Raw genomic sequence first — 12,301 nt, 5'->3', positions numbered from 1 at the left:
CGCGATTGTTGAACACAGGTTTTCCACACAATGACTTCGCGCTCCAAGACCGCTCTCACAAAATCGGCACTCCGCAAGCCAGCCACCAAGAAATCCCCCGCCAAGAAAAAATCCTCCGAGCCTTCGCCCGCCAAACCTTCGCTCGCCAAACCTTCGCTCGCCAAGCCTTCACTTGCAAAGGCTGCGAGCAAGACCGGCAAGCTTCCGGAGTGGAACCTCGCCGATCTCTATTCCGGGATCGACGCGCCGGAAGTGGCGCGCGATCTCGAAAAGCTGGATATCGACTGCGTCGCCTTCGAGACGGACTACAAGGGCAAGCTGGCAACAGGGACAGCAAACGAAGATGGCGGAAAATGGCTCGCTGAAGCCGTGCGACGCTATGAGGCGATCGACGATCTCGCCGGCCGTCTCGGCTCCTATGCCGGTCTCGTCCATGCCGGCGACAGCGTGGACCCTGCGATTTCAAAGTTTTACGGCGACGTGTCCGAGCGCCTGACGGCGGCGTCGACACATCTTCTGTTCTTCGCGCTCGAGCTCAATCGGATCGATGACGATATTTTGAACCGCGCGATGCAGGCCACCGAGCTCGCCCACTACCGTCCGTGGATCGAAGACTTGCGCAAGGAGAAGCCGTATCAGCTCGACGACAAGCTCGAGCAGCTCTTCCTGGAGAAGGCGCAGACCGGCTATTCCGCCTTCAACCGGCTGTTCGACCAGACCATCTCCGGCCTGCGCTTCAAGGTCGGATCCAGGGAGCTCGCGATCGAGCCGACGCTCAATCTGCTGCAGGACCGCGACGGCGCCAAGCGCAAGAGCGCAGCGGAAGCCCTGGCGAAGACCTTCAAGGCCAATGAGCGCACCTTTGCGCTGATCACCAACACGCTGGCCAAGGACAAGGACATCTCCGATCGCTGGCGCGGCTTCAAGGACGTCGCGGATTCCCGCCATCTCAACAACCGGGTCGAGCGCGAGGTGGTGGATGCGCTGGTCGCCTCGGTGCGAGCGGCCTATCCGAAGCTGTCGCATCGCTATTATGCGCTGAAGGCGAAGTGGTTCGGCAAGAAGCGGCTGGCCTATTGGGACCGCAACGCGCCGTTGCCGTTTGCGGCGACCGACGTCATCGCCTGGCCGGAGGCGCGAAGCATGGTGCTGACGGCCTATCGCGGCTTCTCGCCCAAGATGGCCGATATCGCCGAGCGCTTCTTCACCGATCGCTGGATCGACGCGCCGGTGCGGCCGGGCAAGGTGCCGGGGGCGTTCTCGCATCCGACCACGCCATCGGCGCACCCCTACGTGCTCATGAACTACCAGGGCAAGCCGCGCGACGTGATGACGCTCGCGCATGAGCTCGGTCATGGCGTCCATCAGGTGCTGGCGGCGAAGAACGGCGCGCTGATGGCGCCGACGCCGCTGACGCTGGCGGAGACCGCGAGCGTGTTCGGCGAGATGCTCACGTTCAAGCGGCTGCTTGCCCAGACCAGGAATGCAAGGCAGCGTCAGGCGCTGCTCGCCGGCAAGGTCGAGGACATGATCAACACTGTGGTGCGGCAGATCGCGTTCTATTCCTTCGAGCGCGCGGTCCACACCGAGCGCAAGAAAGGCGAGCTCACCGCGACGCGGCTCGGCGAGATCTGGCTGTCGGTGCAGGGCGAGAGCCTGGGACCCGCGATCGAGATCAAGGCGGGCTATGAGAACTACTGGATGTACATTCCGCACTTCATCCATTCGCCGTTCTACGTCTATGCCTATGCCTTCGGCGACTGCCTCGTGAACTCGCTCTACGCCGTCTACGAGAATGCGGCCGAAGGCTTTGCCGAGCGCTATCTCGACATGCTCGCCGCCGGCGGCACCAAGCACTATTCCGAGCTGCTGCGGCCGTTCGGGCTGGACGCCAAGGATCCCAAATTCTGGGACGGCGGGCTGAGCGTCATCGCCGGCATGATCGACGAGCTGGAAGCGATGGGCTGAGCCTCGCGCCGACGCGAATAAAACATCTGTTGAACTGGTTCCCTCGGGATGTTATACATATGTATAACGTGTTGGAGCAGCCATGAAAATCGAGATCAAGAAGATCGGCAATTCGGACGGGTTGCTGCTGCCGCGCGAACTGATGCAGCGGCTCGATCTCAAGCGCGGGCAGCAATTGCATATCGTCGAATTGCCCGGCGGCGGTTTCCAGGCGTTGCCCTACGATCCGGATTTCGAGCGGACGATGGAAATCGCCGACGAGATCATGGACAAGTATCGCGATACGCTCGCTGCGCTCGCAAAATAGCTGGCTGACCGGATGAGCGAGCCTCAAGAGCCGCTGTGGATCAGCTATGAGCAGGCTGTCGCAATTCACAGCCGCCAGCTTCGCCGTTTTGGCGGTGCGCCGGGGCTACGCGATGACGGCATGCTGCGATCGGCGCTGGACCGGCCGATCAACAAATGGCGCTACCAGCAGGCTCCGCTGGATGAACTCGCCGCAGCCTACGCGTTTGGTCTCGCGAAGAACCATGCATTTGTCGATGGAAACAAGCGCATTGCCTTCATGGCGATGATGGTCTTCCTGCACAAGAACGGCGCGGCCTTCAGTCCCGATCCTGCGGAGGCGACGGCCATCATCCTCTCACTTGCTGCTGGCGAAGTCAGCGAGGAGAGCCTCGCGCGCTGGATCCGCGACAATTGGGATTCCAAATGAGCCGATTTGCGGGAAAACCCCGCCTGCGTGCCGTTGCCCTGCCCGAAGCTTTGCGGTATTGCCACCCAGGAATTCGACTTTCGACTGGGGACATCAATGGCTGACCATAGCGAAGTGGCCTACACCACCGCCGACGGCAACGACTATGTTGCCCACGAGCAGACCTATGAGGGCTTCATCAAACTGGTGAAGTACGGCACGGCCTCGGTCGCGCTCATCGTGATCCTGATGGCGATCTTCCTCACCTGATCCATCGTCTGCCGCGCCGCCAGCGTCGTCGGTGCCCATAAAATTTGCATTCAAGCCGGTCCCAAAACCGGTATCCAACGTTGCGGGAGTAACGCTAAGTTCGCGTGCGCGCTTTTTCCCGCGTCGCCGGAGGCCTCATGAAGATTGCCGTTGCCAAGGAAATCGATCCGTCGGAGCCGCGCGTCGCCGCTTCGCCTGACACGGTGAAGAAGTTCATAGCGCTGGGCGCCGAGGTTGCCGTCGAGCCAGGCGCCGGTATCAAGTCGGGCCTGCCGGATTCCGAATTCACCGCGGCTGGCGCCACAGTCAGTGCCGACGCGCTCAAGGACGCGGACATCATCATCAAGGTGAAGCGCCCCGAGGGGGCCGATCTCGCGCAGTACAAGCGAGGCGCGCTCGTCATCGCGATCATGGATCCCTACGGCAACGACGCGGCGCTCAAAGCGATGGCCGATGCCGGCATCTCCGCATTCGCCATGGAGCTGATGCCGCGCATCACCCGCGCGCAGGTGATGGACGTGCTGTCCTCGCAGGCGAATCTCGCCGGCTACCGCGCCGTGATCGAGGGCGCCGAGGCCTTCGGCCGCGCCTTCCCGATGATGATGACGGCCGCCGGCACCGTGCCTGCGGCCAAGGTGTTCGTGATGGGCGTCGGCGTCGCCGGCCTCCAGGCGATCGCGACCGCGCGCCGCCTCGGCGCCGTCGTCACAGCCACGGACGTGCGTCCCGCCACCAAGGAGCAGGTCGAATCGCTCGGCGCGAAATTCCTCGCGGTCGAGGACGAGGAGTTCAAGAACGCACAGACCGCCGGCGGCTACGCCAAGGAAATGTCCAGGGAGTACCAGGCCAAGCAGGCCGCGCTCACCGCCGAGCACATCAAGAAGCAGGACATCGTGATCACGACCGCGCTGATTCCGGGCCGGCCGGCGCCGAAGCTCGTCAGCGCCGACATGGTCAGGTCGATGAAGCCGGGCTCGGTGCTGGTCGATCTCGCCGTCGAGCGCGGCGGCAATGTCGAGGGTGCGAAGCCGGGCGAGGTGGTCGACGTCGATGGCATCAAGATCGTCGGCTACACCAACGTCGCCGGCCGCGTCGCGGCTTCGGCTTCCAGCCTCTATGCCCGCAACCTGTTCTCCTTCATCGAGACCATGGTCGACAAGAAAGAGAAGAAGCTCGCCGTCAACTGGGACGACGAGCTGGTCAAGGCCACTGCGCTGACGAAAGACGGCGCCGTGATCCACCCGAACTTCCAGCCCAAATCATCTTAAATCGGGTTTAAGGAGAGCCGCCATGGAGCATGCAGCACAGCTCGTCGACCCCTTCATCTTCCAGCTGTCGATCTTCGTCCTCGCCGTCTTCGTCGGCTATTTCGTCGTCTGGTCGGTGACGCCGGCGCTGCATACGCCGCTGATGAGCGTCACCAACGCGATCTCCTCGGTGATCGTGGTCGGCGCGCTGCTCGCGGTGGGGGTCGGCATGATTTCGAGCGGCTCGGGCTGGGCGCGCGGCTTCGGCTTCGTCGCGCTCGTCTTCGCCTGCGTGAACATTTTCGGCGGCTTCCTTGTCACCCAGCGCATGCTGGCGATGTACAAGAAGAAGTCGAAGTGAGCGGCCACCTCGGGCTGAAGGGATCAATGGGGACCTGAGATGAGCGCCAATCTCTCTGCATTCTTGTATCTCGTGGCGGGGGTGCTGTTCATCCTGTCGCTGCGCGGGCTGTCGAGCCCGGCATCGTCGCGCCAGGGCAATCTGTTCGGCATGATCGGCATGGCGATCGCGGTCGCGACCACGCTCGCAAGCCATCCGCCGGCCGACGGCGTGGCGTGGATCCTCGTCATCCTCGCGGTCGCGATCGGCGGCGGCGTCGGCGCGGTGATCGCCCGCCGCGTGCCGATGACCTCGATGCCGGAACTGGTCGCAGCCTTCCACTCGCTGGTCGGCATGGCCGCAGTGCTGGTCGCGGCCGGCGCGTTCTACGCGCCGGAGGCCTTCGGCATCGGGACCCCCGGCAACATCCATCCGCAGAGCCTGGTCGAGATGTCGCTCGGCGTCGCCATCGGCGCGCTGACCTTCACCGGGTCGGTGATCGCGTTCCTGAAGCTGTCGGCGCGCATGAGCGGCGCGCCGATCCTCCTGCCGTTCCGCCACATCATCAACATCGCGCTGGCTCTGGCGCTGGTGTTCTTCATCGTCGGCCTCGTGCTCTCAGGCAGCGCGTTCGACTTCTGGATGATCGTCATCCTCGCGCTGGCGCTCGGCGTGCTCATGATCATCCCGATCGGCGGCGCCGACATGCCGGTCGTGATCTCGATGCTGAACTCCTATTCCGGCTGGGCCGCGGCCGGCATCGGATTCACGCTCGGCAATTCCGCGCTGATCATCACCGGCGCGCTGGTCGGCTCCTCCGGCGCGATCCTGTCCTACATCATGTGCCACGCGATGAACCGGTCCTTCATCTCCGTCATCCTCGGCGGCTTCGGCGGCGAGACCGCCGCGGCCGGTGGGGCAACCGGCGAACAGAAGCCGGCCAAGCTCGGCTCGGCGGACGATGCCGCCTTCATCATGAAGAACGCCTCCAAGGTCATCATCGTGCCCGGCTACGGCATGGCGGTGGCGCAGGCCCAGCACGCGCTGCGCGAAATGGCCGACATGCTGAAGAAGGAAGGCGTCGAGGTGAAATACGCCATTCACCCCGTCGCCGGCCGCATGCCCGGCCACATGAACGTGCTGCTCGCGGAAGCCAACGTGCCGTATGACGAGGTGTTCGAGCTCGAGGACATCAACTCCGAATTCGCGCAGGCCGACATCGCCTTCGTGATCGGCGCCAATGACGTTACCAACCCCGCTGCCGAAGAGGACAAGTCCTCGCCGATCTACGGCATGCCGGTGCTCCAGGTCTGGAAGGCCGGCACCGTGATGTTCATCAAGCGCTCGCTCGCCTCGGGATACGCGGGCATCGATAATCCGCTCTTCTATCGCGATAACACCATGATGCTGCTCGGCGACGCCAAGAAGGTCACCGAGAACATCGTCAAGGCGATGTAGCGCGAGGCGCGCCGACCGTGGCCATCAACGAGGAATGGCACCGGTCCCATCCCATGCCGCCCAAAGCGACGCGCGAGCAGCGCGTCGTCTGGCACGCTGCTCACAAGCAGGCGTGCGGCTGCCGCGATGTTCCGGCGAGCCTTCGGCCCGATGTCATGAAATTGCTGCGGAGTCGTCGCAAGCCGTAAGTCTCATCGAGAGGCGAGCCGCGCAATGATGACCATCGTCAAGTGGATCGCCATTGCGCTGGTGACCGTCTATTGCGCCGGGCTCCTCGTGCTGTATGTCCGGCAGCGCGAGATGCTGTTTCCGATCCCGCCCGTCGGCCGCACCGCACCCGATGCCGCGGGCCTTCCCGAGGCGGAAGAGCACGTGCTGACCACGTCGGACGGCGAGAGAATCGTCATCTGGCACGTGCCGGCCAGGCCAGGTCGTTCCGTGATCCTGTACTTCCCCGGCAATGGCGATTTTCTCGCCGGCCGCGTCAGCCGTTTCAAGGCGATGACCGCCGACGGCACCGGCCTCGTTGCCCTGTCGTATCGCGGCTATGCCGGCTCGAGCGGGACACCGAGCGAACGCGGCCTGCTGCGCGACGCCGCAGCCGCCTACGCGTTCACCACTGCGCGCTATGGAGCGGAACGAATCGTCGTCTGGGGCTTTTCGCTCGGGACGGGCGTGGCAGTTGCGCTCGCATCCGAATACCCGATCGGCAGGCTGATCCTGGAGGCGCCTTATACCTCGACGGTCGACATCGCCGCACTGGCATTCCGGTTCGTGCCGGTGCGCCTCCTGATGCGCGACCAGTTTCGTTCCGACGAACGGATCGCGCGCGTCACGGTGCCGCTGTTGGTGATGCATGGCACCAATGACCTTGTCATTTCGATCATGTTCGGAGAGCGTCTGTTTGCGCTCGCGCGTGAACCGAAGCAGTTCGTTCGCTTTGCGGGGGGCGGACACGACGATCTCGATGCCTTCGGTGCGATCGAAAAGGCAAGGCAATTCATTGGATCCTAAACGGCTCGTCACGCGGCTCTGGAGCCAGGCCCTCGCCGCCATCCTGACATTTTTGCCGCATCAGGCGTGGGCCGCGACCGGGCTCGACGGCGCGGCGATGCGCTGGCCCTACGCGCTGCCCTTTGCCGGCCTGTTGCTGTCGATCGCTCTGGGGCCGCTGCTGTTTACAAAATTCTGGCACCACCATTACGGCAAGATCGCCGCGGCCTGGTCGCTGCTGGCGCTCGCCTCGCTCGTCATCTTTGCCGGCGGCATGGCGACGCTGGCGGCGCTCGTTCACGCCGTGCTCGTCGAATATCTCGGCTTCATCGTGCTGTTGTTCTCGCTCTATGTCGTGGCGGGCGGCGTCCTCATCACCGGGGACATCAAGGCGACGCCGGCGACCAATGCCGGCATCCTCGCGCTTGGCACGTTGGGGGCGAGCGTCGTCGGCACCACGGGTGCCGCGATGATCCTGATCCGCCCCTTGATTCGTGCCAACCGGCCGCGGCGCCACAACACCCATGTCGTCATCTTCTTCATCATCCTGGTGGCCAATGTCGGCGGCGCGCTGAGCCCGCTCGGCGATCCCCCGCTCTTCGTCGGCTTCCTGCACGGCGTCGACTTCTTCTGGACCACGCGGGCCCTCTGGTTGCAGACCGCGATCGTGGCCGGACTGCTGCTCGCGATTTTCGTCGCCGTCGACGTCTGGCATTTCCGGAGCGAGCCGCTCGGTGACACCGGCCCGGCGCAGCCGGTCCGCATCCGCGGCCTCGTCAATCTGGTGCTGATCGCGGCCATCGTCGCGAGCCTGCTGGCCTCGGCGATGTGGAAGCCCGGCGTCGCCTTCGACATTCTCGGCACCAAGCTGGACCTCGAGGACGTCGTCCGCAATCTGGCGTTGCTGGCCATTGCGGCGCTGTCGGTGTGGCTGACGCCCGACGAGCACAGGCAAGCCAACGGCTTCACCTGGGAGCCCATCCGCGAGGTCGCAAAGCTGTTCGCCGGCATCTTCGTCGCCATCATCCCGGTCATTGCCATGCTCAATGCCGGCCATCACGGTGCGTTCGCATGGCTGCTCTCCGCCGTGACGGGGCCGGACGGCGCGCCGCGCGAGGTCGCCTATTTCTGGTTCACCGGCCTGATGTCCGCGTTCCTCGACAATGCTCCGACCTATTTGCTGTTCTTCGAGCTCGCCGGCGGCGACCCGCAAGTGCTGATGCACGAGCTCTCGGGTACGCTTGCCTCGATCTCGATGGGGGCCGTCTACATGGGAGCGCTCACCTATATCGGCAACGCGCCGAACTTCATGGTCAGCAGCATCGCCGCCGAGAGCGGCATCGAGATGCCGAGCTTCTTCGGCTATCTCCTGCGCGCGGGTGCCGTGCTGATCCCCCTGTTCCTGCTGCTGACGTTCCTGCCGGTCGCCCCGATCCTGCACTGGCATTGAATCTGCCGGCCGATTTGCTACTGCTCATTCAAGCAAATGGAAGTGGTGGATGAGCGCGCACAATCCGATGCCCCGCTCGGCGTGGGTCTTTCCGGTGCTGGCCGTGCTGTTGTTCGCAGCCGTCAGCGCGACGGATTATGTTTTCACGCTGTCGTTTGGCGGACTCGTCTTCGCCATCGTCCTTCTGTTCATCCTGTTCGGCACCGTGTTCGCCGCGGTTCATCATGCCGAGGTGATCGCGGAGCGGGTCGGCGAACCCTATGGCACGCTGGTGCTGACGCTTTCGGTGACCATCATCGAGGTCGCGCTGATCACCACGATCATGCTGGGCGACAAACCTGCCCCGGCCCTGGCCCGCGACACCGTGTTCGCCGTGGTCATGATCGTCTGCAATGGTCTCGTCGGCCTTTGCATCTTCATCGGCGGCCTGCGCTATCGCGAGCAGGGCTTCCAGCTCTCAGGGGCCAACGTCTATCTCAGCGTGCTGTTCGCGCTCGCGACCATCACGCTGATCCTGCCGAACTACACCACCACCACGCCGGGGCCGGTCTATTCGACGGTTCAGCTCGGCTTCGTCGACGTGGTCACGCTCGCGCTTTATGCGGTGTTTCTCTACACCCAGACCGTTCTGCACAAGGACTACTTCGTTCATGAACGGGCCGAGGGCGGGGCCGGGGAGGCGCACCTGTCCGCCGGGGCGCTTGCGCTCACCTTGGCGCTGCTCCTGGTCTCGCTTCTAGCGGTCGTGCTGCTGGCCAAGAAATTCTCGCTGGTGGTCGATGCCGTCGGCGCCAGGATCGGCGCGCCATCGGCCTTCGCCGGCCTTCTGGTCGCGCTGCTGATCCTGATGCCCGAGGGCGTGGCGGCGATCGCGGCGGCCCGCAGGAACGACCTCCAGAAGAGCATCAATCTCGCGCTCGGCTCGTCGCTGGCGACCATCGGTCTGACGATCCCTGCCGTCGGTGTCGCCACCTATGCGCTCGACAAGGAACTCGAACTCGGCCTCAACGCCCAGGGCAGCGTCCTTTTGCTGCTGACCTTCTTCCTGAGCATGCTGACCTTCGGCACGGGCAGGACCAATGTCCTGTTCGGACTGGTCCATATGGTGGTATTTGCCGTCTACGTATTTATGGTTTTCGTGCCCTGAAGCGCTAAAGGAGAGTTTCGATGCTTGCCGCCAAGTCCGAGGTCCAGGTCGACAACGAGCAGGTCCGGGTGACCGAATGGCGGCTCGCCCCGGGTAGCGCCACCGGGCATCACACCCATGGGATGGACTACGTGATTGTTCCGGTCGTTGCCGGCGAGATGACCATCGTGGCGCCCGGTGGCGAACGGTCCAAGGCGCAGCTCGCCGCCGGAAAATCCTACTTCCGCAAGGCCGGCGTTCAACACGACGTGCTTAACGAAACCTCAACTGAGATCGTGTTCCTTGAAATCGAGCTGAAGCCGTAAGTCCGGCGTTACCCTTTGCCATTGATCCGTCGCAGTTGATCCCTCACAATGCCCTAAAGTTCCCGCATCAGATCGCGCGGGGAGTGGCCGAGAAATGCTGAAATACCTCGCTAAAATCTCGATGGATATTTTCCCCTCGGTGCTCGCGACGATCATCGGGGCGTACATCGTTAATCATTACATCAACGCCAAGCCGGCGGCTGATGCCCCCGCGGCCGTTGTTGCGCCCGCCGACGCCGGCCAGAACGGCAAGCCTGCTGATGTCGCCAACCTCCCTGCGCCCGGCGTCAAGGCCAAGGGCATCTCCGAGAAGAGCGTGACCGACAAGCCGGCAGCCGACAAGGCGGCCGATCATCAGCCGGTCGCCGAGCCCAAGGGGGCCGAGAAGGGGTCTGAGAAGGCCGCCGAGAAGGCTCCGGATGTGGCGCCGGCCGAGAGCCCGCGCGCCAAGCCGTCCGCCCGTGAAAAGGCGGTCGCCAAGTCTACGCCGGCCGTGACCGCGCCTGCCCCCGTTGCGCCGGTGGTCGAGGCCAATTCGGCGCCAGTTGCTGCCGCTCCGGCCGCAACTCCCGATGCCAACGATCTCGTACGTGCCGCGATCGAGCGCCTGCGCAAGTCGCCCGAGGGCAGGTCCGCTGAGGCCAGATCTTCCGAAACCAAGCCTGCCGAGGTCAGGTCGTCCGAGGCCAAGCCAACCGAGAGGCCGGCGGAACCTGCGGTGCGGGAAGCCGCCCGTACGCCGGAGGCGCCGCGGGTCATCGGCATGGAGCCGTCCACGGTCCGTCCGCTGCCGCCGCCGATCACGGTCTCGACGCCCTCATCTGAGGCCTATGGGAATGGCGGCTCCAATCCGCCCTACACGGCCTCGGTGGGCAGTGACGATCCGAATCGGGTGAGGCCGCCGGCCGACATTCCCGTGCCGGTCATAGCGCCGCCGCTCGACCTGCGTGCCGATGTTGGTGCCTCCATGCCGCGGCCGAGGAAGACCAATGTCGCCGACGAGATGCTGTCGGGCATGAAGTCGATGTTCAACTCCGTTCTGCCGAAGAGCGCCACGCCCGATTAAGACGGGCCCGCGCGGCGCCAGACCGTCAGCCGCCGACGCGGGCGAGGCCGCTGCGGGCGGCGTCATCGCGTGGACGAAGCGCGACGGCCTTGGTGTAGGACGCCGCCGCCTTGGCCCTGTCCCCCAACCGCTCATAGGCCTGCCCGCGCGTGGTCCAGACCTGGGCATTGTGCGGATCCGCCTCGGAGGCTTCATCGAGATCGGCTGCGGCCTCCTTGAGCTTGCCGATCGCGAGATAGCTGGTGGCGCGGCCGAGCAGAGGCTCGACCTTCTGCGGGTTGAGCCCGCTCGCGGCGCTGAAATCGGCGATCGCGAAGTTGTGCTGATTATTGCCCTGGTAGATCAGGGCGCGGCCATAGAGTGCCTGCGCATTGTAGGGATCGAGCCCGACGGCGCGATTGAACTCGTCGAGCGCTGCCGCGGTCTCCCCTGACTTCGCCAGGGACTGGGCCTTTGCGGTGTGGGCCTGAGCTTCGGTGACGTTGCCGGCGCTGACCGCGCTCTCGGCAGGCGCCTCCGCCTTGGCCGTCTCCTGGGGCTTGTCCTTCTCCGGGATCAGCGATCCCAGATCGAAGGAGCAGCCGCATAGCGCGATCCCCATCAAACCCAACGCGAGCGGCTGCTGCCAGATCCGGCGTCGCCACGCCAAGCTGCGCTGAGGGAAAGGGGAAGCCATCTACGGTTCGCTCGCGCTAAAGCATGATCCGGCAAAGTGTGCCGCGGTTTCCTCTCGCGACAAACGCGGAACGCGTTTGCGCGGAGATCGTGCTCAAACAACTACCTAAAGCGCGATGACCATTCATCCAATCTTATCGCGCTTTAGCGCCGCATCGGTCGTGCCCCGTCCCGCGAAGGCACCGCTCACAAACAACAACGCGGGCCAAGGGCCCGCGTCATCGAAAACCGAGGTCTTAAAGGTTCGGCGAATCAGCGCGGTCCGCGCGGACCTGCACCTGGGCCGCCACGACCGCCGCGATCACCGCCCGGGCCGGCGCCGAACACCGGCTTCGGCTTCATCGGCAGCAGGCCTTCGCGCTGCAGCTTCTTGCGGGCCAGCTTGCGCGCACGGCGCACGGCTTCGGCCTTTTCGCGGGCCTTCTTTTCGGAGGGCTTCTCGTAGTGACCGCGGAGCTTCATCTCGCGGAAAATGCCCTCGCGCTGCATCTTCTTCTTCAGCGCCTTGAGAGCTTGATCGACGTTGTTATCGCGAACGAGAACCTGCACGCGGCATCCTCTTCAGTGGATCGGATTTGAATTCTGGTAAGTCAAAGGGGATGGCAAAAAGCCGGGCGCCCTTGGCCTTGAGCGCGCGGATGTATCAGACAAAACCTTGGATGTCCACCGGCCAAGCGGGTTTTCGGGC

General features: G+C 64.3%; 14 protein-coding genes. 12 read left to right on the top strand and 2 right to left on the bottom strand.

Annotated elements, in window-relative coordinates:
• Positions 1–30: 30 nt before the first annotated feature.
• From AC1RQP_RS09125 to AC1RQP_RS09070, 12 genes are all read left to right on the top strand, one after another.
• The gene (locus AC1RQP_RS09125; RefSeq protein ID WP_492936674.1) at positions 31–1,968 is read left to right on the top strand and encodes a M3 family oligoendopeptidase; all 1,938 of its coding nucleotides are present in this window, start codon (positions 31–33) and stop codon (positions 1,966–1,968) included.
• 82 nt (positions 1,969–2,050) lie between these two features.
• On the top strand, positions 2,051–2,275 hold the full coding sequence (locus AC1RQP_RS09120) for an AbrB/MazE/SpoVT family DNA-binding domain-containing protein (protein WP_061850860.1): 225 nt from the start codon (positions 2,051–2,053) through the stop codon (positions 2,273–2,275).
• A 12-nt stretch (positions 2,276–2,287) separates the two neighbouring features.
• Complete coding sequence (locus tag AC1RQP_RS09115; RefSeq protein WP_492936673.1) at positions 2,288–2,683, top strand: type II toxin-antitoxin system death-on-curing family toxin; 396 nt, start codon at positions 2,288–2,290, stop codon at positions 2,681–2,683.
• A gap of 96 nt (positions 2,684–2,779) precedes the next feature.
• On the top strand, positions 2,780–2,932 hold the full coding sequence (locus tag AC1RQP_RS09110; RefSeq protein WP_008136857.1) for an aa3-type cytochrome c oxidase subunit IV: 153 nt from the start codon (positions 2,780–2,782) through the stop codon (positions 2,930–2,932).
• A gap of 137 nt (positions 2,933–3,069) precedes the next feature.
• Positions 3,070–4,200: a Re/Si-specific NAD(P)(+) transhydrogenase subunit alpha gene (locus tag AC1RQP_RS09105; protein WP_492936672.1), complete on the top strand. Its 1,131-nt coding sequence runs from the start codon at positions 3,070–3,072 to the stop codon at positions 4,198–4,200.
• Between the two features lie 22 nt (positions 4,201–4,222).
• Positions 4,223–4,540, top strand: coding sequence for a proton-translocating transhydrogenase family protein (locus tag AC1RQP_RS09100; protein WP_028180801.1), 318 nt, complete (start codon positions 4,223–4,225; stop codon positions 4,538–4,540).
• 39 nt (positions 4,541–4,579) lie between these two features.
• The gene (locus tag AC1RQP_RS09095) at positions 4,580–5,977 is read left to right on the top strand and encodes an NAD(P)(+) transhydrogenase (Re/Si-specific) subunit beta (RefSeq protein WP_239627079.1); all 1,398 of its coding nucleotides are present in this window, start codon (positions 4,580–4,582) and stop codon (positions 5,975–5,977) included.
• A gap of 216 nt (positions 5,978–6,193) precedes the next feature.
• Positions 6,194–6,991: an alpha/beta hydrolase gene (locus AC1RQP_RS09090; protein ID WP_492937124.1), complete on the top strand. Its 798-nt coding sequence runs from the start codon at positions 6,194–6,196 to the stop codon at positions 6,989–6,991.
• On the top strand, positions 6,945–8,420 hold the full coding sequence (locus tag AC1RQP_RS09085; RefSeq protein WP_492936670.1) for a sodium:proton antiporter: 1,476 nt from the start codon (positions 6,945–6,947) through the stop codon (positions 8,418–8,420). Before AC1RQP_RS09090 ends, AC1RQP_RS09085 begins: the two co-directional genes overlap by 47 nt.
• 49 nt (positions 8,421–8,469) lie before the next feature.
• On the top strand, positions 8,470–9,567 hold the full coding sequence (locus tag AC1RQP_RS09080) for a calcium:cation antiporter (RefSeq protein WP_239627075.1): 1,098 nt from the start codon (positions 8,470–8,472) through the stop codon (positions 9,565–9,567).
• A 20-nt stretch (positions 9,568–9,587) separates the two neighbouring features.
• Positions 9,588–9,872 carry a cupin domain-containing protein gene (locus AC1RQP_RS09075; protein WP_014492439.1) on the top strand — a complete coding sequence of 95 codons (285 nt, stop codon included), beginning with the start codon at positions 9,588–9,590 and terminating at the stop codon, positions 9,870–9,872.
• A gap of 94 nt (positions 9,873–9,966) precedes the next feature.
• On the top strand, positions 9,967–10,938 hold the full coding sequence (locus AC1RQP_RS09070) for a hypothetical protein (protein ID WP_492936669.1): 972 nt from the start codon (positions 9,967–9,969) through the stop codon (positions 10,936–10,938).
• A 25-nt stretch (positions 10,939–10,963) separates the two neighbouring features.
• Here AC1RQP_RS09070 and AC1RQP_RS09065 read toward each other — a convergent pair whose 3' ends face one another.
• Positions 10,964–11,614 (bottom strand): tetratricopeptide repeat protein, encoded by a 651-nt coding sequence (locus tag AC1RQP_RS09065; RefSeq protein WP_492936668.1) that lies wholly within the window; start codon positions 11,612–11,614, stop codon positions 10,964–10,966.
• A 251-nt stretch (positions 11,615–11,865) separates the two neighbouring features.
• Positions 11,866–12,162: a 30S ribosomal protein S21 gene (rpsU, locus tag AC1RQP_RS09060; RefSeq protein ID WP_008546194.1), complete on the bottom strand. Its 297-nt coding sequence runs from the start codon at positions 12,160–12,162 to the stop codon at positions 11,866–11,868.
• Positions 12,163–12,301: the final 139 nt, after the last annotated feature.

The organism is Bradyrhizobium sp. GW821-FHT13H06 (assembly GCF_058803975.1).
This window is presented reverse-complemented; position numbering and strand designations above follow the sequence as displayed.